Source organism: Lentzea sp. NPDC058450 (assembly GCF_042721395.1).
In the GTDB taxonomy this organism is placed as follows: Bacteria; Actinomycetota; Actinomycetes; order Mycobacteriales; family Pseudonocardiaceae; genus Lentzea.
In genome coordinates, this window is record NZ_JBHXLO010000016.1 from 136,207 (window position 1) to 159,226 (window position 23,020).

At 67.6% G+C, this 23,020-nt stretch carries 21 protein-coding genes and 3 tRNA genes; 15 read left to right on the forward strand and 9 right to left on the reverse strand.

What is annotated here, in order from left to right; genetic code table 11:
* From ACFWNN_RS24865 to ACFWNN_RS24885, 5 genes are all read right to left on the reverse strand, one after another.
* Positions 1-1,761: tetratricopeptide repeat protein (locus tag ACFWNN_RS24865; protein WP_382442316.1), on the reverse strand; the 1,761-nt coding region annotated here is incomplete at its 3' end.
* Between the two features lie 38 nt (positions 1,762-1,799).
* The gene (locus ACFWNN_RS24870; protein ID WP_382442317.1) at positions 1,800-2,150 is read right to left on the reverse strand and encodes a hypothetical protein; all 351 of its coding nucleotides are present in this window, start codon (positions 2,148-2,150) and stop codon (positions 1,800-1,802) included.
* 715 nt (positions 2,151-2,865) lie between these two features.
* Entirely contained in the window at positions 2,866-3,456 is a 591-nt protein-coding gene (locus ACFWNN_RS24875) for a hypothetical protein (RefSeq protein ID WP_382442318.1), read from the reverse strand.
* A gap of 485 nt (positions 3,457-3,941) precedes the next feature.
* Positions 3,942-4,026, reverse strand: a tRNA-Ser gene (locus ACFWNN_RS24880).
* A gap of 30 nt (positions 4,027-4,056) precedes the next feature.
* The gene (locus ACFWNN_RS24885; protein WP_382442377.1) at positions 4,057-4,488 is read right to left on the reverse strand and encodes a MarR family winged helix-turn-helix transcriptional regulator; all 432 of its coding nucleotides are present in this window, start codon (positions 4,486-4,488) and stop codon (positions 4,057-4,059) included.
* Between the two features lie 164 nt (positions 4,489-4,652).
* Between ACFWNN_RS24885 and ACFWNN_RS24890 the strand changes: the two genes are divergently transcribed.
* The 4 genes from ACFWNN_RS24890 to ACFWNN_RS24905 all read left to right on the forward strand — a co-directional run bounded on the left by ACFWNN_RS24890 (position 4,653) and on the right by ACFWNN_RS24905 (position 9,319).
* Entirely contained in the window at positions 4,653-6,368 is a 1,716-nt protein-coding gene (locus tag ACFWNN_RS24890) for a bifunctional metallophosphatase/5'-nucleotidase (RefSeq protein WP_382442319.1), read from the forward strand.
* 99 nt (positions 6,369-6,467) lie between these two features.
* Positions 6,468-7,022 (forward strand): hypothetical protein, encoded by a 555-nt coding sequence (locus tag ACFWNN_RS24895; protein WP_382442320.1) that lies wholly within the window; start codon positions 6,468-6,470, stop codon positions 7,020-7,022.
* Positions 7,023-7,074: 52 nt separating this feature from the next.
* On the forward strand, positions 7,075-7,848 hold the full coding sequence (locus ACFWNN_RS24900; RefSeq protein ID WP_382442321.1) for a hypothetical protein: 774 nt from the start codon (positions 7,075-7,077) through the stop codon (positions 7,846-7,848).
* 574 nt (positions 7,849-8,422) lie between these two features.
* Positions 8,423-9,319: a neutral zinc metallopeptidase gene (locus ACFWNN_RS24905; RefSeq protein ID WP_382442322.1), complete on the forward strand. Its 897-nt coding sequence runs from the start codon at positions 8,423-8,425 to the stop codon at positions 9,317-9,319.
* A 44-nt stretch (positions 9,320-9,363) separates the two neighbouring features.
* On the opposite strand, the gene ACFWNN_RS24910 is transcribed toward ACFWNN_RS24905, so the two are convergent.
* From ACFWNN_RS24910 to ACFWNN_RS24920, 3 genes are all read right to left on the reverse strand, one after another.
* On the reverse strand, positions 9,364-10,071 hold the full coding sequence (locus tag ACFWNN_RS24910) for a methyltransferase domain-containing protein (protein ID WP_382442323.1): 708 nt from the start codon (positions 10,069-10,071) through the stop codon (positions 9,364-9,366).
* Between the two features lie 141 nt (positions 10,072-10,212).
* Positions 10,213-10,632, reverse strand: a complete 420-nt coding sequence (locus ACFWNN_RS24915) for a VOC family protein (protein WP_382442324.1) — start codon at positions 10,630-10,632, stop codon at positions 10,213-10,215.
* A gap of 11 nt (positions 10,633-10,643) precedes the next feature.
* Positions 10,644-11,075 (reverse strand): helix-turn-helix transcriptional regulator, encoded by a 432-nt coding sequence (locus ACFWNN_RS24920; protein WP_382442325.1) that lies wholly within the window; start codon positions 11,073-11,075, stop codon positions 10,644-10,646.
* Positions 11,076-11,221: 146 nt separating this feature from the next.
* Here ACFWNN_RS24920 and ACFWNN_RS24925 point away from each other — a divergent pair, with 146 nt between their 5' ends.
* Together ACFWNN_RS24925 and ACFWNN_RS24930 are read left to right on the forward strand one after the other, a co-directional pair.
* Positions 11,222-13,720 carry an SdrD B-like domain-containing protein gene (locus tag ACFWNN_RS24925; protein WP_382442326.1) on the forward strand — a complete coding sequence of 833 codons (2,499 nt, stop codon included), beginning with the start codon at positions 11,222-11,224 and terminating at the stop codon, positions 13,718-13,720.
* 120 nt (positions 13,721-13,840) lie between these two features.
* Complete coding sequence (locus tag ACFWNN_RS24930; RefSeq protein ID WP_382442327.1) at positions 13,841-14,590, forward strand: sulfite exporter TauE/SafE family protein; 750 nt, start codon at positions 13,841-13,843, stop codon at positions 14,588-14,590.
* A 3-nt stretch (positions 14,591-14,593) separates the two neighbouring features.
* Here the strand turns inward: ACFWNN_RS24930 and hisC are convergent, their stop codons facing one another.
* A complete protein-coding gene (gene hisC / locus ACFWNN_RS24935; protein ID WP_382442328.1) occupies positions 14,594-15,661 on the reverse strand; it encodes a histidinol-phosphate transaminase in 1,068 nt (355 codons plus the stop codon).
* 76 nt (positions 15,662-15,737) lie between these two features.
* Between hisC and ACFWNN_RS24940 the strand changes: the two genes are divergently transcribed.
* The 9 genes from ACFWNN_RS24940 to ACFWNN_RS24980 all read left to right on the forward strand — a co-directional run bounded on the left by ACFWNN_RS24940 (position 15,738) and on the right by ACFWNN_RS24980 (position 23,013).
* Positions 15,738-16,379: a dienelactone hydrolase family protein gene (locus ACFWNN_RS24940; RefSeq protein ID WP_382442329.1), complete on the forward strand. Its 642-nt coding sequence runs from the start codon at positions 15,738-15,740 to the stop codon at positions 16,377-16,379.
* Between the two features lie 136 nt (positions 16,380-16,515).
* Entirely contained in the window at positions 16,516-17,079 is a 564-nt protein-coding gene (locus ACFWNN_RS24945) for a hypothetical protein (protein ID WP_382442330.1), read from the forward strand.
* On the forward strand, positions 17,076-18,380 hold the full coding sequence (locus tag ACFWNN_RS24950; RefSeq protein WP_382442331.1) for a PPE domain-containing protein: 1,305 nt from the start codon (positions 17,076-17,078) through the stop codon (positions 18,378-18,380). Before ACFWNN_RS24945 ends, ACFWNN_RS24950 begins: the two co-directional genes overlap by 4 nt.
* A complete protein-coding gene (locus tag ACFWNN_RS24955; RefSeq protein WP_382442332.1) occupies positions 18,377-19,132 on the forward strand; it encodes an ESX secretion-associated protein EspG in 756 nt (251 codons plus the stop codon). The genes ACFWNN_RS24950 and ACFWNN_RS24955 overlap by 4 nt, the downstream gene beginning before the upstream one ends.
* Before the next feature lie 75 nt (positions 19,133-19,207).
* Positions 19,208-21,151, forward strand: coding sequence for an acetoacetate--CoA ligase (locus tag ACFWNN_RS24960; RefSeq protein WP_382442333.1), 1,944 nt, complete (start codon positions 19,208-19,210; stop codon positions 21,149-21,151).
* Between the two features lie 155 nt (positions 21,152-21,306).
* Positions 21,307-21,396 (forward strand) — tRNA-Ser (locus ACFWNN_RS24965).
* 42 nt (positions 21,397-21,438) lie between these two features.
* Positions 21,439-21,511, forward strand: a tRNA-Arg gene (locus tag ACFWNN_RS24970).
* A gap of 62 nt (positions 21,512-21,573) precedes the next feature.
* On the forward strand, positions 21,574-22,017 hold the full coding sequence (locus tag ACFWNN_RS24975; RefSeq protein WP_382442334.1) for a hypothetical protein: 444 nt from the start codon (positions 21,574-21,576) through the stop codon (positions 22,015-22,017).
* 153 nt (positions 22,018-22,170) lie between these two features.
* Entirely contained in the window at positions 22,171-23,013 is an 843-nt protein-coding gene (locus ACFWNN_RS24980; RefSeq protein WP_382442335.1) for an SAM-dependent methyltransferase, read from the forward strand.
* The last annotated feature ends 7 nt before the right edge of the window (positions 23,014-23,020 follow it).

A 23,020-nucleotide genomic window follows, 5' to 3' on the forward strand; every position in this document is an offset into this window, starting at 1 on the left:
GAGGGTGTTCGGGTGGTCCTCGCCCAGCAGCCGCTGGATGTCGGCGACGACCTGCTCTTCGATCTCGATCGCCTCGCTCGTGCGCCCTGCCTGCCAGTAGGAACCGGCCAGGTTTCCGCGAGCGGTGAGAGTGTCCGGGTGGTCCTCGCCCTGCAGTCGTAGCCGATCGGCGACGACCTGCTCCAGGATCTCGATCGCCTCGCTCGTGCGCCCTGCCTGCCAGTAGGAACCGGCCAGGTTTCCGCGAGCGGTGACAGTGTCCGGATGGTCCTCACCAAGGATGCGGAGAGCTTGCGCTGTGATTTCGCTCCAGTGCTTGATGGCGGGCGTGTGGTGGCCACATCGCATCAGGCTTATGCCTGCCTTGTAGAGAAGTGCATGCCCGTCGGGGTGCCAGAGAAGATCGCCTGCGATGGCGGCCAAAGTGTTGGTATTGCCGATCAAGGTCGTGAGTAGATCGGTAGCGGTGTGGTCGTTGGCTGGCCAGAGTTGCAGGAGTGCGTCAGCGGCGGCGCGAACGGCAGACGGTGTGAAGTCCGTTGTCTCGCGGGCGGCTCGTGCCGTCAACGCGTGGATTCGAACCGCCTGATGGCCATCGTTCGGCGTGTGGACGACCAAGCCGTAGTTGTGCAACGTGCGCAGTACTGCACGTACTTGTTGCGGCGTGACGGGCACGTCCGCAGCACTGGTGCGGTGGGCAGTGAGATAGTCGGCGACCGCCTGCACGGTCCAGAGGTCGTCCGGATGCCCGTCGGGGTCGAGTACTGCGGCCAGTGCAAGAGCCGGGCGGGCCAGCCCTACCGGCTTCTTGGCGTCTGCTGCGTCGAGCGCGAGAAGGAGTGCGACGGCCACAGGTCTGCCGTAGTCATCCGGGTCCACCCCTTCAGGCATCAGCTCGTCGAGCTGCTCATTGCCAGCCGTGTACCGGGCGAGATAGGCAGCGCACGTCTCGTGCTGATCGAGCATGTACGCCGCAGCATGCGACAGCGCCAAAGGCAGATGTCCCAGCGCCGCGGCCAAAGCCGGAACGGCGTCGTCGAGCAGGTGAGCGCAGTCGTCGCCGGTGAGGCGGTCACGCAGGTAAGCGGCGGATTCGTCGGCAGTGAAGGTGTCGATGTCGACGCGGTGGCGCCCTGAGCCGGTCAGCGATGCCTGACGCAGGCGGGTTGTAGCCAACGTCCACCTGTCTGGACGTCGTGGAGGCCATCTGCCGTTCAGGTGGGCTGCGTCGGTTACGTCGTCGAGAACGATCAGCCACGTGCGGTCGGTGGTGTGCAGCCACTGCAAGAACGCTGACGCATCACCAGCGGCGTCGCTGCCGTCCACACCAGATACACCCACCCGCTGAGCTGCCATGCCGTACGCAGTGGTCAGCTGCTCCGGGCTGGAAGCATTGACCCAGACAACCAGGTCCGTGCCATTGTCGAGGGCGTGGCGGGCGAACCAGGCTGCCAGCTGCGACTTGCCAACCCCTCCTCCTCCAGCTAGTACTTGCGTTCCTGCTGCTCTGGCGGAGTCGCGCTGGGTGAGAACAACGTCCTCACCCCGGCCGCTCGCGGCCAGCACACGGTCTCGTAGCTCACGCCGAGGCTGAAACGCCGACGCCAAAGGGGGTGGGTGCCCGACCAATACTGGCCAGTCTGGAGTCTGGGCGGACGCGGCGTAGTGGTAATGGTCTCCAGTAAAGACATCGCCCATCACGCCGCTGCTGGCCACGCCACCCTGGCTGGCGGTCGCCGACCCCGAGCGCTCGACCTCCACCGCGCCTTGGACCTTGGCGGACTGGGGTTCTGGACTGGTCACGAGCGGGGAAGACGCCGGACGCCGGTGTTCGCTACCGAGCCGGGTCCGTTGGCGACCGCTTTTCCCGATCCGGTCACCCGCACCGCACCCGTACCGCCGTCGACAGTCTCAACGCCGGCGTTCGCCACCCCACCTCCGGTGGCCTCCGCGTCACCAGAGTTCTCCACCACCACATCGTCGCTGACCTGTGGATCGTCTGGCACGAGGCTCTCCTTTCGCGGTTGCGGCAGCAGGTAGGGCGCTCCTAGCGCAACGAACGCGATGACACCACCGATGCTGCTACCTACTTTGTCGGCTTCATCCAGACCAACGCTGAACAGGTACACCACTAGTCCGACCACGATCACCGCGAAGACAACACGCCCAGCCCAAACCCACAACGCACTACGCCGAACGACCACGGCTCAGCCTCTCCCGAAGATCAGCGAAGGACCAACTCCGGGTCACAGCATCTATCTAGCTCTAACCCATCTTTGACCATCGTCGTCGGTATCCCGAACTGCGTTACGAGCTCAAGGCGATGTTGGTCGGACCAGGCTCCAAGTGCCCTGACCAAGCCACGCCCAATGCCAATAGACATGGAATTGCGGTGCTGGTCAGCTGGCATACGCCGTCGATGACCACAGCTCGTGCAGTACAACGGTGTCGTGGGTCTTCACTGCCTCAGTTCGCCGGAACCGCTCGGGTGTAAATCAGGTGGTTCGCTCCGTTGACGTGCTCGTTCCTCCGGACAGACGCCTCTAGAACCTTGGCTTCGCACCAGGTCAGTTCACGGCCGTACATCGCCGTTGATGTCGCGCGGTGATGTCAAGGACTTGGCAGCGAAGGACGTCCACGGGGTCCGGTACATGGTCACGAGGTGGTCGTGCAGTCCAATGCAGTGCGGACTCGCCCTCCGGCGATAGGGATGCACAACCGAACGCGTGAACAATCCAAGCGAGCGCCAGTCGGTACTATTGTGGCGCACCCACCATTCGCCCGAACTCATGTAGGTCGATCCTCGCTATGCATGATTAGAGGTGGACTCACTTTTCTGACCAGGCCAGCCTGAGCGCTGCACGGTTAGCAATCGTTACGCGGATTTGGCGGCACCTCACGACAGATCGCGGCTTGAAAACTCCTATATGCCTGGTGCCGATCCTCACTGTTGTAAGCGGTCGGATCATACTTCCTCGGGAATGGAATCTCTGAAGCCGGAAGAGTCTGCATTAACGCATCCGCAAGCTTGTTTGCATTCGAAGACCCGTACACGTAGACCGCGTTCCTGGCCTCATGGAGCGGCTTGCGGGCATCGTGAAATTCTGGACGGATCATGATGCACGACAACCCAGTTAGAGGATATGGGTCAGCTTCCGTCCAGACGGGCGGAGCATCGCACCTTGTCGTTAGAGGCGAAATTTTATCGACGTAAGTCGTACTTGCGTCGAGGAACTTCAGGTATACGTCGGCCCTCTTATCGCGCTCAACCTTCTTACGTTCCTCATCAACCTGCTTTTCCTGAACGCGGCGGCTCCCCTCATTCGCCAGACTCGCCCCATAGAACGATGAGCCGAAGGCAGCGATCGCGGCTACCGCCGCGAGGACGAGCGGCATGATGACTCGATCAAACCTCCTTGCGGAGATCAGGTCTCCGTTTTGACCGTCTTCAGGCATTCACGCCTCCACATAAGTTCTACACATCTAGAGTATTCCCCTAAGTAGCGTCGGCCATGGCCTGCCCGTTACAAGCTCAACGGCCTACCGAGCAATTGACCCTGAGATCTCTTCGTCCCGAACTAAGTTCACCTGCCGGATGACCTGCAATGAAGCTTCCCGACGTCGATGGCGAGTATGCAAAAACTACCCTTAGGAATACCGAATGACTCTGGCTTCGGTGCCGACTGGTCGATAGATGGCGCTGTCTATCGTCGACCTGCGTTGGCGGAGCCGTTCGGTGCGTTGCTGCTCGTGTCTGATCGCACTGTCACCTCGGACACGCTCCTGCGCTCTGATGGGAGTCAATGCCGTTCCGCTGGGGGAGGGCCGCTGGGAGCTTGAACGACCTGCTGCGGACCCGAATGAGACTGGGAATGAGACTGGATGCGAACGGGGGTGGCCCGCCGGTCGGTGGGCCACCCCCGTTTATGCTGGTCAAACTGCGGAAGCGGAGGGATTTGAACCCCCGGACGGTTGCCCGTCTCCCGCTTTCAAGGCGGGTGCATTCGGCCGCTCTGCCACGCTTCCAACGGCGCCACGAAGCGCCAGGCCCAAAGCCTAGCCGTTCGTGTCCCGCAGGTGTGTCATGACCCGGTCGAACACCTTGGCCAGCACCTCGCCCTCCTCCGGTGAGATCAGGTCCACGATGTGCGCCCGCACGCCGCGCAGGTGCGTGGGAGCAGCGGCGACGAGTTGGGCCAGGCCGGCGGCGGTCAGTTCGGCCAGCACTCCTCGGCCGTCCTCTGTGCACTCGCGGCGCGAGACGAGGCCGGCCTTCTCCATGCGGGCCACCTGGTGCGAGACGCGCGACTTCGAGGAGGCGACGTCTTCTGCCAGTTGCGTCATGCGCATGCAGTTGTTCGGCTGTTCGGAGAGGCGGACCAGGATTTCGTAGTCGGCCAGTGACACTCCGTGGGTGTCCTGCAGTTCGCGGTGCAGGCGGTCCATGAGCATCGAGGAACCGTTCACGTAGGTGCGCCACGCGCGCATCTCGCCCTCGTCGAGCCAGCGCGGCTCCTGCTCACTTGGTGTCACGGGAACAAGGCTAGACCGCAGGATGACGATCCTGTCATTCCTCTGGAAAACGTCGCAGCAAAAAGGCAGACTCCCACGCCGTACACGCGCGTTAACCACGCCTTCGAGAGGCTCTACCCATGAGTTCGTTCAGACGGCTTTCCGTTCTGGCGATCACCGCCGCCGCGGCCACTGTCATCAGCGCTACCGGGCCTGCCCAGGCCGATGTCCAGTCACTGCGCGGTCGGGGCACGGTTGACGTGCGCCTGATCGGCATCAACGACCTCCACGGCAACATCGAGCCGCCCAGTGGGTCCTCGGGGCGGGTCATCCTTCCTGACGGCACGACCGTCGACGCTGGTGGTGCCGCGTTCAACGCGACGCACATCAAGAACCTCCAGAAGGAGGTCAAGAACTCCGTCATCGTCGGGCAGGGCGACCTGATCGGCGCGTCACCGATCGTGTCCGCGCTGTTCCACGACGAGCCGACGATCGAGGTGCTCAACAAGGTCGGCATGGACGCGACCGCGGCGGGCAACCACGAGTTCGACGAGGGCTACAAGGAGCTGCTGCGCATGCAGCGCGGCGGCTGCCACCCGGTGGACGGGTGCCAGTTCAGCGAGAAGTACAAGGGCGCGAACTTCCCGATCCTCGGTGCGAACGTCACGGACGCGAAGCACGGGCTGCCGGCCCTGCCTCCGTTCTGGGTCGAGATCCGGGACGGGATCCCGATCGGCTTCATCGGCATGCCGCTCAAGGACGTGCCGATCCTGGTCGACCCGAACGGCATCAAGGAGATCAAGTTCGGTGACGAGGTGAAGGCGGCCAACAAGTACGCCAACCTCCTCGACGCCATCGGCATCAAGTCGATCGTGCTGCTCGTGCACCAGGGCGACCAGGTCACCTCGTCCGGTGGCGGCCCCAACGCGTGCAACGTCGCTCCCAACAACCCCGGCAGCGTCATCGCCACGCAGGTCAGCCCCAAGATCGACGCGGTCTTCTCCGGCCACAGCCACCAGCACTACAACTGCGTGGTCAAGGACCCGGCGGGCAACCCGCGGCCGTTCATCGAGGGCCTGGCGTTCGGTCGTGAGCTGAGCGTCGTCGACCTCAAGATCGACCGCCGGACGCGCGACGTCATCCGCGGCGAGACCAAGGCCGACAACAAGATCGTCACCCGCACCGTCACGCCGGACCCCGAGGTCCAGGCGCTGGTCGACACGGCCAAGGTCAAGGTCCGCCCGATCGCCAACCGGCCGGTCGGCACGATCAGCTCCGACATCCTCCGCGCGCAGAACCCCGCGGGTGAGTCGGCGCTGGGCAACCTGATCGCCGACTCGCAGCTCGCCGGAACCACGGGCAACGGCGCGGTGCTCGCGCTGATGAACCCCGGCGGTGTGCGTGCCGACCTCACGTTCCCCAGCTCGACGGAGAACGAGGGCAACGGCGTGGCGACGTACGGCGAGGCGTTCACCGTCCAGCCGTTCGGCAACATCCTGCAGACGGTCACGCTGACCGGTGCGAACATCAAGACCGTGCTGGAGCAGCAGTTCAGCGCGGCCAGGACGTTCGTCCTCCAGCCGTCGGCCGGCCTGAAGTACAGCTGGTCGCAGTCCGCGGCATTCGGCTCGAAGGTCTCGAACGTCACGCTCAACGGCGTGCCGCTCGACCCGAACGCCAGCTACCGCGTCACGATCAACAGCTTCCTGCAGGGCGGTGGTGACGGCTTCAGCGAGTTCACCAAGGGCACCAACATCACCGGCGGTGGCATCGACCTGGACGCGTTCTCCGCGTACCTGACGGCCCACCCCGGCCAGGGCGCCCCGGCGCTCGACCGCATCACGGTTCTGCCGTAACCGCAGACCGCACCAGAAGGGCCGTCCCGGCGACGCGAAGTCGCCGGGACGGCCTTTTTGACGCCCGGGACTGCTCCATTTGATCTAGGGTGAGGGCCGATGTCCTGGTTGCGTCGGCTCCTGCTGCTCGCCGGTCTGCTGACCGGCGCCTGGCTGCTGGGCGGAGCAGGCGAGGCGCACGCCGACGTGAAGATCGAGATCGACCAGCTCAAGATCGCGGTCGAGCTCCCCGTCGTCGAGATCGCGCTGAAGGTCGAGACCGCGCCGGAGCAACCGGAACCGCCCGTCCCGCCGAAGCCGGCACCGCGCGTCGAGACGACTCCCGAGGCCCCGGCACCGCCCCAGGCCGCGCCCGAACGTCTCACAGCACCCGTGCGAGCCGAGGTGCCCCAGCAACGCCAGGAAGCGCCGGCGCCACCAGAGGCGGCACCCGAACACCCCGCGCCCGTCCCGCAGCCCCAGCAGGCGGAGCAGCCGGTCCCCGGCACGCTCCCGCAGAGCGGCGCGGGCACGAGCACCAGCACCCAGACCCCGGTGGGCACGCTGCCGTGCACAACGCGCCCGCCCACCACCACAGTGCAACTCACGAACACCGAACACCACGACGTGCCGCACACCGTGCGCGCGGAGGAGCCGACGTTCTCCCCTGACTGATCTCCCCCTGGAAACCAGAAGGGATCAGCCACGAACCAGGGAGAACCAAGTCATGCGCAAGAACCTCAACCGCACCATGTCCGCCGCCCTGCTCACCGGTGGCCTGATGGTCGCGACCGCCGGCTGGGCCCAGGCCGTCCCGGTGCCGCTGAACATCGACGACGAGGTCCGCGTCGGCAACCTCGTCAGCGTCCCGGTCAAGGTCTGCGGCAACGCGATCAACGTCCTCGGCCACAGCGACGCCACCTGCGACACCGAGCCCGCCGAACGCCTCCAGGCCGACAAGGCACTGGTCTCCGCGCCCGTCACGGTCTGCGGCAACTCGGTCGGCGTCGCCGGCGGCGGCACGGGCAGCTGCGGCGAGACCAAGCCCGAGCAGGCCAACGGCACCATCGAGGCCCCGGTGACGGTCTGCGGCACCGCCGCGGGCGTGCTGGGCACCGCGAGCGGCGACTGCGGCAAGGCCTCCGAGACCCCCGAGCAGCCGGGTGAGAACCCCGAGCAGCCGGGTGAGAACCCCGGCGAGAACCCGGGCCAGAACCCCGGTGGCGAGAACCCCGGCGGCAACCCGGGCAACGAGAACCCCGGCAACGGCAACCCCGGCGGCGGCAACAACCACGACAACTCCGGCAGCGGCACCACCGGCGACGACTCGGGCGCGGGCCTCCCGCAGACCGGCAACAAGGCCTCCGAGCACGCCGCCCCGGTCATCCCGAACCTGTCGAGGACGGGTGCGGACCCGCTCGAGTTCCTGCTGGTCGGCCTCGGCCTGATGGCCGCCGGCGTGATGGCCCGCAGGGGTGCGCGCCGCATCACGAAGGCCTGATCAACAAATATCCGATCTTTTCTCACAATCGCCCGGCGAGATTTTCTCTCGCCGGGCGATTGCTGTCTGCAGTGTCGATCTCCGCAGGTCACCCGTCTGACTTCACCAATTCAGGTTTGCGGTGAGGTGTTGTGAAATGTGGCGATCAAGCGCATAGTCGATAACGAGCTGGCAACCGGCAGGTGAATGAACAAGACCGCCCGGAGGCCACGCCCAGAAGGGGTAGGTGGTGCTGTGCAGGTATCTCCTCGCTGTGGCGAAACGCGGTCTGTCGCATCCCCGCGAGTGGATCGGACGTGACCGGTCCGGTCGCGACTGTGTAGCGACGGACACGAGGTTTCGGGTGCCCAGGCGCCGTCAGGCGTTCGCTCGGCGCACTCCGACGCTGTTGAGCTCGGCATCGGTGTCGTCTCAAGGCGTCACCGGCTGAGCGCCACGCCAACCTTCGTGGGCCGTAGTCGTCACTTCCAAATGGGAAAGCCCAGGTGCGGTGCCCCGACGTCGGGTCCCGCACCTGGGCGTCTTTTGTGCTTTATCGTGTGCCGCCTACGGGTCCTTGGCATGGAGGCACGCGGTGCAGTTCAACGAAGGCGCGGAACTCGACCTTTCGCAGGTTTCGGACCAGCGCGGTGTCGGCGGGCGGGTCGCCGGTGTCGGTGGCGGCCTCGGCGTGGTCGGCCTCATCATCTACTTCCTGTTCCAGCAGTTCACCGGGATCCAGCTGCCCGCGAGCGGCCTGGAGGGCATGGGCAGCAACACCCAGGTCGAGTCCGGTCAGCTGGCGGAGAAGTGCAAGACCGGCGCCGACGCGAACCGCGACAGCGACTGCCGGGTGGTGGCCACGATCAACTCGATCCAGGGCTTCTGGACCGACCAGTTCGCCCGCTCGGGCAACACCTACCAGGTCACCAAGACCAACTTCTTCCGCAACAGCGTGAACACCCGCTGCGGCAACGCGACCTCGGCGGTCGGCCCGTTCTACTGCCCGGCCGACTCCCAGGTCTACATCGACCTGGACTTCTTCAACGAGCTGCGCACCAAGTTCGGCGCGACCGGCGGCCCGTTCGTCGAGGCCTACGTGCTCGCCCACGAGTACGGCCACCACGTGCAGAACCTGCTGGGCACCTCGGACCGCGTCCGCCCCGGCACCGGCCCGACCTCGGACGGCGTGCGCCTGGAGCTGCAGGCCGACTGCTACGCGGGTGCCTGGGGCAAGGCGGCGACGACCGTCCCGTCCGCCAACGGCCAGCCGCTGATCACGAACATCACCCAGGAGGACGTGAACGCGGCCCTCGACGCGGCGGCCCGCATCGGTGACGACTTCATCCAGCGCGAGCTCGGCGGCGGCAGGGTCGACACGACCAAGTTCAGCCACGGCAGCTCGGAGCAACGGCAGAAGTGGTTCACGCTCGGCCTGCAGACCGGCGACCCGGCCCGCTGCAACACGTTCGACACGAACAACCTCGGCTGACGGAACGAGCGGCCCGCCCTGGGAAGGGACGGGCCGCTCGTTTCTCACCGACGTGCCACGGCGAGCAACCGGTGGTCGCCCAGCCGGAACGCCCGGCCGTCGACGTCACCGAACAGCTCGACCGACGAGAACCCGGCAGACACGAGCATCCGGGTCAGCTCGGCGACCGAGTAGACGTGCTGCACGCAGGCCGACTCCTGGACCCGCTCCCCGTCGGTGAACGTGAAGTCGATCAGCAGCCGCCCGGTGGCGATGTCGTAGGTGTTCACGGCGACGCAGTCGACGCCACCGAACGACATCCGCAGCTCACCCGGCAGGTTCGGTAGCAACGACTCGGCCGTGCAGCCGTAGTCGATCACCAGCACGGGCGCGGCGGCGGCGAGGTCGCCCAGGAACCGCTGCGAGCCCTCGTGGTCGAGGTACCCGAAGCTGTTGCCCAGACAGAGGGCCAGATCGGCGGTCACGCCGAACGAGCCCAGCGACGCGAGGTCGCCCTCCCGCCAGTCGAGGTCCGGAGCCGACGCACGGGCGTGCGCGATGGCTTCAGAAGAGATGTCGATGCCGACGGTCGTGTAGCCACGGCGGGACAGCTCGATGCTGTGCCTGCCGCTGCCGCACGGAACGTCCAGCACGCGCGGACCGGCGCTGAACCGGGTGATGAAGTCGATCTCGGCCGAGGTCTGCTCCGGCTGGACGGCGCCACGCCAGAACCTGTTGGCGAGATCGGTGAAGAACGAGGTGTACCAACTCAAGGTGATGCTCCTGGTGATCGCGAGAATCAGTGCGCGAGAGTCACCGGGTACGGCTGAAGCACCCGGTGTGTCCGGGGGCTGCCATGGCATCGACCTTGTCTGTGTAACCGCCTGAGGGAACTACTGAAGCACAGCGGCGACCTATCCGGGAAACGGATTTCGGTGCGTCGACGAGAAGCGGATCATGTTGCCGGACGGGTCGCGGAACGCGCAGTCGCGCACGCCGTAGTACTGGTCGATCGGCTCCTGCATCACCTCGGCGCCGGCCGCCCGGACCTGCTCGAACTTCGCGTCCACGTCGTCGTGCGCGAAGATGATCCCCTGCAGCGATCCCTTGGCCAGCAACGCGTGCAGCGCCTCGTGGTCGGTCGGCGGGACGGGCGGGCCGATCAGGGCCAGTCCGATCTCGACCTCCGGCTGCTCGGCAGGACCGACGGTGAGCCAGCGGTAGCCGTTCTCGATGGTGGCGTCGGTGCGCACCTCGAGCCCGACGACGTCGCGGTAGAACTTCAGCGCGGCGTCCTGGTCGTGGACGAAGAGGAACGTGTGCGAGAGCTTCATGCCGCAAAACCCTAGGTACGCGGCGAAGGAGTCGCTTCTCGAAATCTGCTCGGCCGCGTCAGCCCCATCAGCCGGCAGCCGGGTACCGCGGCCAGCGCGTCGTGCGAGCGCGCACGGTAGGCCGACGGCGTCTCCCCGACCAGTTCGGTGAACCGCGCCGAGAACGACCCGAGCGACGTGCACCCGACCTCGACGCACACCTCGGTCACCGACAGCTTCCCCAGCCGCAGCAACGCCTTCGCGCGCTCGATCCGCCGCGTCATCAGGTAGCCGTGCGGGGTCTCGCCGTAGGCCGCGCGGAACTGCCGGGAGAAGTGCGACGGCGACATCAGCGCGGCACGGGCCATCGCGGGCACGTCCAACGGCCGCGCGTACTCGCGGTCCATCAGGTCGCGTGCCCGGCGCAGGTGCGCGAGGTCCTCCGGCGTCACGAAGACCAGCATGCCACCCCGAGAGCAGACGAACCCCCGCGATGCTCACGCTCGAAGAGCCCCGCCGGTTGCCTTCGTCCGCAGGAAAGTTCGGACCGGGTTTTTGACGCTGAACAAAGGGCTTTTGCCAGGTCACAGGCTTGCGGTACGGTCCGCGCGTGGTCAAGACCGGTGCACTGACAGCCGTCCTGATGCTCGCTCTCGGCACGACACCCGCCCTCGCGCAGGACGCCCCGACGGGCGGCGTCTCCGGTGTGGTCTACCTCGACAGGAACGACAACGGCGCGCTGGACCCCGGCGAGATCGCCAAGGGCGCCAAGGTGACCGTCACCGAGTGGATGGGCGCCGAGCACGAGACCACGACCGACGACGAGGGTGCCTTCGCCTTCACCGGCCTCCGGCCCGAGACCTACGAGGTGGCGTACGAACTGCCGGACGGCTGGGTCGTGCACAGGAGCCAGAGCGAGGACTACGAGCACCGGAACTACGAGTTCGAGGTCGTCGCCGGCCAGACCGCGCAGCTGACCGCCCGCGGCGAGCGCCCGTACTCCGAACAGCTGACGATCACCACGTCGGCCGACCGCGACAGCTACACCTACCCGTCGACGGCGAAGATCACCGCGACCCTGGAGAACATCAGCGCCCGTCGAATGGAAGGAATCCGTGCCCAGGCGGTGCGCCTGGGTTCGGGCAGCGAGGACGCCATCGCCGGCGCGTGGTGGGGCTTGGGCGGCAACCAGGGCATCGCGCTCGACCCCGGTCAGCGGGCGACGTACGTGATCGAGCAGCCCATGCCGGCGGACGCCCTGCCGGATGGGCGATTCGTGTACGAAGTGATGTTCTCCCCGCACGTCTACTCGAACAACGACGGCCCGAAATCGCGCATCGAGATGAAGCTGACCGGCGGCCTCGACCACAGCATGATCCTCGGCGAGGACCGGAACGCCGATCAGCGCATCGACGAATCCGAGCTGGTCAGCGGTGCGCAGGTCGTCCTGGTGAACCCGAAGGACGGGACGCGGATCACCGAGCGCACGAGCGGCGCCGACGGCAGGATCGACTTCAGCGGCCTGAGCGAGGGCGAGTACCAGGCGTTGCTGGTCGGGTCGTGGGACTTCACCGACGACAGCCAGCAGCGGATGGTCGTGCCCTCCCCGAGCGGCGCCGTCAGGTTCCTCAAACGCGCGGCTCCGGCGGCGTTGAGCGCCACGTTGAAGTTCGACAAGCCGAGCTACGGGTCGCACGAGACGGTGCGAGTCGACCTGACGGTCACGAACACCGGCGGCAAGACCGCGGAGCTGTTCACGGTGAACCCCGACTTCCAGGAGATAGGGGTCGACCCCGACACCTGGCAGGAGCTGATGGTGGTCGGGACGCGGATCCCGGCGGGGGAGTCGCGCACGTTCAGCGCCACGGCCACGATCCACGCTCCCCGCGACAACACGGTGGGCGCCGCGGCGTGGATCGACTACTTCGGCCTGCAGGAGAGCTGGAGGGTCAGCTCGGAGAGGGCCGAGGTCGTGCCGACCGACGGTGACGTCACCGGCGTCGTCTACGTCGACCGCAACGCCAACGGGCAGCGGGATCCCGGCGAGGAGGCCCCGGACGCCGTGGTCGAGGCCAACGGCGGTGCGCCCTACGGCTACTTCAAGACCACGACGGACGCCCAGGGCCGGTTCACGTTCCGCGACATCCCGTCCGGCCAGTACGTGTTCAGCTACACGTTGGCGGACGGCTGGATCGTGCGCTGGGAGACCTTGAGCATCCAGCACACCGTGAGCCCGGAGGAGCAGCTGCAGCTCGTCGCCCGCGCCGAGCGCCCGTACAACGAGAAGCTCGGGGCGACGGCGGTGCTCGACAAGTCGTCCTACGCGGTCGGCGAGGACGCCAAGATCACCATCACGCTCACCAACCGGACCAGTAACCCGTTGAAGGGCATCCAGGCCTACTGCAACCCGGCGGGCAAGCCGGACGAGTTCGGTGGCAGGCCCATGACCGAGGGCTGGGGCGACCTCCGCGACAAGGGGATCGACCTCGCACCGAACGAGACCAGGACGTTCACCCTCACCGAGAAGGTGCCCGAGAGCGCGCGCCTCCTCAGCCGCGTCACCCTGAACTGCAGGTTCTCGTCGTTCGTCGAGTGGAACGAGGACGGCTCGACGGCCTACGACTGGGCGGCGATCTCCGGCGAGACCGGCGACCTCAGGGTGACGCTCGGGCACGACGTGAACGGCAACGCGTGGCTCGACCCCGGTGAGGCGATCCCGAACGCCCGAGTCGTGCTGATGACCGAACGGGAGTTCGGCGGCATCGTCACCGAGGCCACCTCGGACGCCGCGGGCACCGTGCTGTTCTCGCAGGTGAGGTCCGGCGAGTACTGGGCGAAGATCGACGGCCCGTGGCAGTTCAAGGGCGACGACGGCCACGTGTGGGTGGCCGGTGGGCGTGAGGACAGGTACGCGTTGTGGGTCGTGCCCGGACCTCCGCCGGACCAGCCGAACCGGCCGGGTGAGCAGCCCGCCGACGACAGCGCGGTGCAGGGCGGGAGCAAGGCGCTCGCCAGGACCGGTGCCAGCGTGCTCGGCCTGGGTGTGGTCGCCCTGCTGCTCGTCGCGTTCGGCTTCGGCGCCCGAGTAGCGGCCCGCCGCCGCTCCTGAACCACGAGAAACGCAGGCCCGGTGCTCACGCTGAGTACCGGGCCTGTTGTCATGAGCGCCACAGTTCGTGGTCGCGAGTCAAGTGTTAGCGTCGCGAACCATCGGGTATCTGGGGGTGACATGTCGTTCTGGGAAGCAGTCCTCGTGGTCGTCGCGGGGATGTTCGCGGGCGGCATCAACACCGTGGTCGGCAGCGGCACCCTGGTGACGTTCCCCGTGCTGCTCGCCGTCGGTTACCCGCCCGTGGTCGCGAACGTGTCGAACAGCCTCGGCCTGGTGCCGGGCTCGCTCTCCGGCGCGTGGGGCTACCGCGAGGAGCTCAAGGGCCAGGGCGACCGGATCAAGCGGCTGCTGCCCGCGTCGATCCTCGGTGGCGTCATCGGCGCGATCCTGCTGGTCACGCTGCCGGACAAGGCGTTCACCGCGATCGTGCCGGTGCTGATCGTGATCGCGCTGGTGCTCGTGGTGATCCAGCCGTGGCTCAACCGCAAGCTCGCCGACCGCCGCAACGACAACGATGGCGGTCTGCTGCTGTGGTTCGGCGTCTTCGCCGCGGGCATCTACGGCGGCTACTTCGGCGCGGCCCAGGGCGTGCTGGTCATGGGCATCATGGGCGTGCTCGTCAGCGAGCACCTGCAGCGGATGAACGCGCTGAAGAACGTGCTGACGGCGTTCGTGAACCTCGTCGCCGGCGTCATGTTCATCTTCATCGCCGACGTCGCGTGGCTGGTCGTGCTGCTGCTGGCCGTCGGGTCCGTGGTCGGTGGCCAGATCGGCGCGAAGATCGGCCGCAAACTCCCACCCGCCGTGTTGCGCGGCGTCATCGTGGTGGTGGGAGTCGCGGCGATCGTTCAGCTGCTCACCAAGTAGCCACTACTTGAGGAACGCGCGGGCGGCGGCCAGGAAGGCGTCGTTCTCGTCCGGCTCGCCGATGGTCACGCGCGCGCCCTCCTCGACGAACGCCCGCACGACGACCTTGTGCTCCAGGCAGTGCGCGTTGAACTCGGCGGTGCGTTCGCGCAGCGGCAGCCACACGAAGTTCGCCTGCGTCTCCGGCACGTCGTAGCCCATGGCCAGCAGTTCGCCACGCACGCGCGTGCGTTCCGCGACGATCGCACGGCAGCGGACCATCAGCTCGTCCTCGGCGTCGAGCGACGCCATCGCGGCCACCTGGGCCAGCGCGTTCACCGAGAACGGCACGTAGACCTTGCGCAGCACGTCCGCGACGACCGGCGGCGCGACCGCGTAGCCGACCCGCAGGCCCGCGAGGCCGTACGCCTTGGAGAACGTCCGCAGCACGGCGACGTTGTCGTGGCCCGCGGCCCACTGCTGCTTCGCGAGCTCGACGCCGTCCGGCACGTGCGCGTCGTCGACGAACTCCTTGTAGGCCTCGTCGAGGATCACGAGCACGTCCCGCGGGACCTTCGCGATGAACGCCTCGATCTCCTCGGTGCGCAGCGCGGTGCCCGTCGGGTTGTTCGGGTTGCAGACGAAGACCATCCGCGTGTTCGGCGTGATCGCCGCCAGCATCGCGTCCAGGTCGTGCGTGTGCTCCGAGTTCAGCGGCACGCGGATCTGCTTCGCGCCCGCCACGTGCGTGACGATCGGGTACGCCTCGAACGACCTCCACGCGAACAGCACCTCGTCGTTCTCGGTGCAGGTGGCCTGGACGAGCTGCTGGCACAGGGTCACCGAGCCGCAGCCGATGGCGATGTGGTCGGCGGGGACGCCGAGCCGGTCCGAGAGCCGGTCGGTGAGTTCGACGCTGCCCGAATCGGGGTACCTGTTGATGCCGGTGGCCGCGTCGGCGATCGCCTTGACGACGCTCGGGAGCGGTCCGGCGGACACCTCGTTGCTCGCGAGCTTGATGGCGCCGGGGATGGACCTGCCGGGCACGTAGGACGGCAGGGACGCCAGGTCGGCACGGGTTCGCACGCTCATACCCGCGATCCTCGCATTGCTCCGTCCGATTGGTCACGTTGACTGGAGTTCACCCCGTCGTGGAAGGGTGGGAATCATGACCAGTACCCGCGTCGAGACGCTTTCCCTCACCGACGGCCGTGAGCTGAGGGTGACGATCGCCGAACCCGACTCCGCCGTCCGGGGCGGACTCGTGGTGCTGCACGAGGCCCGCGGTATCACCGCCGGTGTGCGCACGCTCGTCAGCAGCCTGGCGGACGAGGGATGGCTCGCGATCGCGCCGCACCTCTACGACGCCGACCGCGTGCACGGCGACGACATCCGGGACCAGGTCAGCAAGCTCAACGGCGACCGGTTGCTCGCGGACACCGACGTCGCGTTCGTCTGGCTGGGCCAGCAGGGCGTGAGCGCTGACCGGATGGGCGTCGTCGGGTTCGACATCGGCGGCACGATCGCGATGGTCGTCGCCGCGAGCCGCACGATCGGCGCGGCCGTCACCGTGCAGGCGCCGGGCATCCTCGAGCCGCTGTCGGAGGGCCTTCCCGCCCTGGTGGACGTGGCCGGCGACCTCACCTGCCCGTGGCTCGGCATCTACCGCGACGAGGACTCGGAAGAAGTGAGCAAGCTTCGCGATGCTGTGATCAGCTCCGAAACCGCGTCAGATCTGGTCCGTTTCAACGTTTCGAGTGACGAAGCATGGGTTCGTGCGTTGAACTGGTTTGACGCTCACATGAGGTAAGAGTCTTTCCGGCGGATTGGAACCGAACCGTCCTCCAGGTACATCTAAGGAGTGCTTCGGACGGCTGACTGGGTGTAGCTGTGAGTAACGCCCAGTGCTGCGGTGACGAGTTATGCAGTGCAGGGGGTTATAAGGGATGGCTGAAGGCACTGGGACAGGCACCACCACTGGTACGACGACCGGTACAACTGCGACCACGCCGACGACGGGCACGGGCGCTCCACCGGTGACGCCTGACGTCTCGACGTCGGTCACCGCGCCGATCACGGCTGAGCAGCTCGCGGCGGCGAAACCCGTCCTCCAGCAGCAGATGCTGGCGGACAAGGCGGGCGCGAGTCACGCGGCGGCCAAGCTCGACGAGGCCGCCGACTCGGGCAAGCTCACGCTCGACGTCGAGGCGGCCGACGCGCTGATCAAGGCCGTCGACACCGCGCGCGACCAGGTGATGGACCTGTGGCAGCGCGCCACCGACCAACTGGCCACTCCGCTGCAGCTGGGGGAGAACCCGGTCGCCAAGGCGATCAGCGCGAGGTTCTCCGACCTGGCCGTGGGGGAGGACTCCGGGGCCGCCAAGGCGTTGCTGGACCTGTTCAAGGTCCTCGACGACATCGGCAACGCCCTGCGCCGCAACCGCGACAGCATCCGCGATGCCGACGAAGAAGCCGAGAAGTCGATGAAGAACGCCGGGGGGTCCTGGTGAGCCACGGTTCGCACGGCAACAAGGGCAACGACAACAGGGGCGACGACGACAAGGACAACAAGTCGTCGCACCACGACGACGACAAGTACGACCGCAACGACCTGCACGAGCCGGTCGACTGGATGACGTACACGCACGAGCAGCTCTACAACATGGTGCACACGGGCGTGAACCTCGACGGTGCCCAGGCCGCGGCCACGAACTGGAAGAAGATCGGCGAGGACATCGCCGGCGTCCGGACGAGCCTGCTCAAGGCCGTCGAGGACTCCTCGGTCGGCTGGGACAGCGAGTCCGCGCGGCTCGCCCGCGGTGGCATCACCGAGGTCACCAACTGGGTCGACGACACCGCGAACTACGCGACCAAGGTGTCGGCCGCGATCACGACGGAGACCAGCAACGTCGAGACCGCCCGCGCCGCGATGCCGCCGCCGCCCGCCGCACCCGCACCGCCGGTGCCCACGGACGCCGCGGTGGCGAACCCGGCGCTGGCCAACCCGGCGCTCGTCAACCGGTTCCAGGCCATCGACCAGGTCGACAGCTTCAACAGCCCCGCGTTGCGCGATCGGCTGATCACGCAGAACACCGCTGATTTCGCGGGCTTCCAGACCGTCGGCAGCAGCCCGGTCGACACGCTCGCGGCCAACGACGCCTCGCACCGCCTCGCCGCGGACGTGATGGCGGCGTTCCAGCGCAACTCGGCGGCCGTCGACCAGACCGTGCCGTCGCAGTTCACGCCTCCGGTCAACCCGCTCGCACCGACGCCGACCGGTCCCGACCTCACCACCCGCGGTCCGGGTGGCGGCGACGGTGGTGCCGGTGGTGGCGCGGGTGGCCCCGTCACGACGACGAACCCGCAGAACGCGCAGAACCGCGGCACCACGAACACGTCCTCCCGCTACGGCGGTGGTGGCGGTGCCGGTGGCCGCGGTGGCGCCGGAGGGTTCGGCGGCTTCGGCGGCATGGCCCGTCCGTTCGGCTCCGGCAACCAGGGCGCTGCCGCCAGCGGTGGCGGCGCGGGAGCCGGTGGCGGTGTCGGTGGTGGTGCGGCCGGTGTGAGCGACGGCGCGCGCGGTGGTGGCGGTGCCGGTGGTGCGGCGGCCGCGGCCTCGGCGGCACCGGGCAACACGACCAAGGCGTTCCAGAACCCGCTCGCGATGGGCGGCGCGCCGATGGCGGCCGGTGCTCCCGGTGCCGGAGGCCAGAACGACTCCCGCGAGCACAAGACGGCGAGCTACCTGGAAGAGGACGACAACGTCTTCGGTCTGGACCGCAAGGCGGCCCCGCCGGTGATCGGTCAGTGAACCAACGCCAGTTCACGGTGAGCTCGCAGGAGTTCTTCCTGCTGTGGCAAGCCGTGCACGGCGAGGACCGCGTCGTGCCGCTCGGCACGCCCCACGTGGGCGCGACCAGGGCGGCACGGCAACGTCTCGTCGAACAGAGCTCGCAGACGCTCAGCGCGCGGCGGCTCGGCACGATCCAGCGACCGGACCCCGACCTGCGCGCCCTCGTCGCCGGCCTGGGCGAGTTCGACCGGGCGCTGGAGATCGCGTACTTCAAGGGGACCGAACTGGCCCGCGGCATCGCCTGCGCGGGCTGGGGCGGTGCCTTCGCGGCCCGCGTGAACGACCAGGTGCACCTGTACCCGTTCCACCCGACCGCGCTGGCCTCGGCCACGGTGTCATCGTTGCCAGGCCTCGCGCCGGGTACCGGCCGTGCCGTGAACGTGCGCTGGGACGACTACGTCCGCGCAGGTCAGGCGGGCGAGCAGGAGGGCAAGCAGGCGTTCCTCGACATCCTGCGCGACGCCGGCATCCGCGAGCCCGAGGCCCACAACCTGATGCGGATCATCACGTCCCGCATCGGCGGCGGTGAACTGGGCCTGACCGCCCGCAACCGCGACGGCGTGCCGCGCCCGACCGGCCGCTCGGTCTCGTGGCTCGACACCCGCGAGGGCCGCTACCTCCTGCGCAAGCAGGACGGCTGGCTGGTGCTCGCGCCCGCCGACGCCTCGCGGCTGACCAGCGCCGTCGACGAGCTGATCGCGGCGGGCTGAGACCACACAGGCGGGCTGCGGCAAGTCCGCCAATCACACATGGACGTGCGGTTGTGCCTCGGTTAGACATGGGGCATGACCGACACCGACGTCGAACTGCTGTGGCGCCCGGACCCCACAAGGGACAACGGGATGACCGCGTTTCGCTCCTGGCTCGCCGACCGCGGGCACTCCTTTGACGACTACGAGTCGCTCTGGGCGTGGTCCGTCTCCGACCTCGAGGGGTTCTGGGGCGCCATTGCTTCGTACTTCGACGTCCGGTTCCACACGCCTCACGAGCGCGTGCTGGGGTCCGCGGAGATGCCGGGCGCCTCGTGGTTCCCCGGCGCGACCCTGAACTACGCCGAGCACGCGTTGCGGCGCGGAGCCGACGACGACCTCGCCGTGATCTTCCATCGCGAAGACGGCGTCGCCTCTTCTTTGACGTTCGGCGCGCTGCGTTCCCGCGTGGCCTCTTTCCGGGCCGCATTGGCGTCTCTGGGCGTCTCCGAGGGCGACCGGGTGGTGGCACTCGTCCCGAACGCCCCCGAGGCCCTCATCGCCTTCCTGGCGGCCGCCTCCCTGGGTGCCACGTGGTCGTCCTGCTCCCCGGACTTCGGCGCCCGCGCCGTGGCCGACCGCTTCACCCAGATCGAGCCCGCGGTCTTCGTCGCCGTCTCCGGCTACGTCTACAACGGACGGTCGTTCGACTGCCGCCCGGTCGTCGAGGAGATCCGCTCCCAGCTGCCGGGCCTGCGCGCCACCGTCCTGATCGACTACCTGGACAACGGCTCGACGCTCCCCGACACGCTGTCGTTCGGCGAGCTGCTCGCGGAGCACGAGGGCGCGGCCCTGGAGTTCACGCCGGTGCCGTTCGACCACCCGCTGTGGGTGCTCTACTCGTCCGGCACCACGGGCCTGCCGAAGGGCATCGTCCAGGGCCACGGCGGCATCGTCCTGGAACACCTCAAGATGCTGGGCCTGCACAGCGACCTGGGCCCCGGCGACCGCTTCTTCTGGTTCACCACCACGGGCTGGATGATGTGGAACTACCTCGTCGGCGCGTTGATGGTCGGCACGACCATCGTGCTGTACGACGGCAGCCCGGCCTACCCGTCGCTGAACACCTTGTGGCACCTGGCCGAACAACACCGAGTCACCTACTTCGGCACCTCGGCCCCGTACGTCCAGTCGTGCCTGAAGGAAGGCCTCGACCCGTCGTCCCGCTACGACCTGACGGGCCTGCGAGTGGTCGGCTCCACCGGCGCACCCCTGACGCCGGAAGGCTTCCGCTGGATCGCCTCGGCCGTGGGCAAGGACGTCCAGATCGCCTCGGTCTCCGGCGGCACCGACCTCTGCACGGCCTTCGTGGCCGCCTCCCCGGACCGCCCGGTCTGGCTGGGCGAACTCTCCTGCCGAGCCCTAGGCGCCGCCGTCTTCGCCTACGACGAAGCCGGTGTGGCCCTAGAGGACGCCGTGGGCGAGCTGGTGATCACGGCACCGATGCCGTCCATGCCGGTCTTCTTCTGGAACGACACCGACGGCTCCCGCCTCCGCGACGCCTACTTCGACACGTACCCGGGAATCTGGCGCCACGGCGACTGGATCCGCATCACCCCGCGCGGCTCCGCCGTGATCTACGGCCGCTCCGACTCGACCCTGAACCGGGGCGGCGTCCGCATGGGCACCTCGGAGTTCTACCGGGTCGTCGAGTCGATCGACGGCGTCGTCGACTCCCTGGTCATCGACACCTCGGGCGTCGCCGAAGGCGAACTGCTCTGCTTCGTGGTGCTCGACGGCGTGGCGTTGTCCGACGTGGAACCGTTGCTGCGCAAGGAACTGCGTTCGTCTTTGTCACCGCGCCACGTCCCGAACCGCTTCGTGGCCGTGGCCGAGATCCCCAGGACGTTGAACGGCAAGAAGTGCGAGGTCCCGGTCAAGAAGATCCTCGCCGGCGTGGACCCGGACAAGGCCGTCAGCAGGGGCGCGCTCCGCAATCCGGAGTCGCTCCGACCCTTCCTGGAAATCGCCTCGGAATGATCTAGGTCACTCCGCGCGCGGTGACCAGGCGTTTAACGCCCCTCTCCGGCTCTCTGAACGTGCTCTGACCAGCAGGTTCAGGTGTTAGAGGGGGGCGTTTTGCAACTCGGTTGAGGACCTGTGTAACCTATGTCCCGTGGCCAAGGATGGTCCCGGGAGGCTTCGCCTAGTCTGGTCTATGGCGCCGCACTGCTAATGCGGTTTGGGGTAACCCCCCATCCCGGGTTCAAATCCCGGAGCCTCCGCAAGGCCGAGCCTCTAGGGGATCGGTTACAATTGAATAGCCTGCGCTCGTAGCTCAACGGATAGAGCATCTGACTACGGATCAGAAGGTTACAGGTTCGAATCCTGTCGAGCGCGCTCACGACGAAGCCCCAGCGAATTCGCTGGGGCTTCGTCGTTTCTCCGGTGAAGATGACCGCATGGCCCCGTGCTTCGACGTCTACGTCCGGCTCCCGCACCTCGACCGGCCGACGGTCGAGTCCTTTCTGGAAAGGCATCTGCCGTCGTGGCGCGACCCGGACGCCTGGCTCGCGGACGATGCCGGCGAGATCATCGAGGCCGGGCTTTCCGGGGCGCTGTCCGGCGAAGTGCTGTACAGCCGCGACACGAGGGGACTTCTCCCACCGGAGTTGGACTTCGTGATTCTCGCCTTCCAGCGAGACGGCGGCGTGGTGCTCGGCGTCTCGGTCGACATCGGCGTGGACCAGGACGCCGCAGTGCTGGTGTCCGACGCCTGGCTCACCCGCCTGTTGGCGGAAACCGGGGCGCCACAGGGGTTCTTCCAGGCGGAGGACCCTCCACCGTTGACGGCGGCGGAGTGGCAGGAATCGGTGGGCAGGGCGTTCGGCACGCGGTCCGCGTGATCCACGTCCGGCGCGGACCGGGATCGTGGACAACTGGTTGAACCGGCTACTACGTTGAGCCCCGCCGGTGCTGGTCGACTTCGGTGTGGCCCGACGAGTTCTCGCTGGCCCTTCGATGCGCGGCCGCGAGCTCAACACGAAAGGCCGGGTTTGGTGAACACCACTGTCGAGCAACAGGTCCGCGAGTACTACAACCACGCAGGGCCCGCCTACCACGCGCTCATGGGGCAGTTCTGGCACCACGGAGACCTGGAGGCCGACCGGGCCGGGCTGTCGCCCGAGGACGCCGCCAAGGCGTTGGCGCGCAAGCAGGTCGACGCCGCCGGTCTGCGGCCCGGCGACACCGGGCTGGACTTCGGCAGCGGGGTCGGCGGGACGGCCGTCTACACCGCGGAGATCTCCGGCGCGAACGTCGTCGGCATCTCCAACAACGAGTGGCTCTCGGCGCAGGCGCGCCAGTACGCGGCCGACCACGACCTCAGCCACAAAGCCGTGTTCCTCACGGTCGGGGACGAGGACTACAAGACGCTCACGCCCTGGCCCACGAACTCGCTCGACGCGGTCAGCTTCTACGAGTCGGTGTGTCACCTGCCGGACAAGGCGGCGTTCTTCGCAGCCGCGTTCCGGGTGCTCAAGCCCGGCGCGGCGCTCATCGGGGTCGACTGGATTCGCCGGCCGTTCGGGGAGTACCGGACCGAGGAGCAGATCGCGCCGTTCATCGGGCCCGTCGAGGAGGTCATCTCCATCCCCGGGCTCGGGACGCTGGACGAGTACCGCGAGATGATGTCGGCCGCCGGGTTCGTCATCGAGGCCGCCGAGGACCTCTTCCCCGACGTCGAGTGCTGGGGGTCCACGCCTCCGGACGACGGGCAGGGCTGGGGCGAGTACGAGGGCGAGCAGAACACCGTGATCCACGACGGCAAGCGGGTGCTGGACGCCGCTCGGGCCGCCGGGGTGTTCTCGGTGGCGCGGTGGGTCGCCCGTAAGCCCGGCTAACGACTTC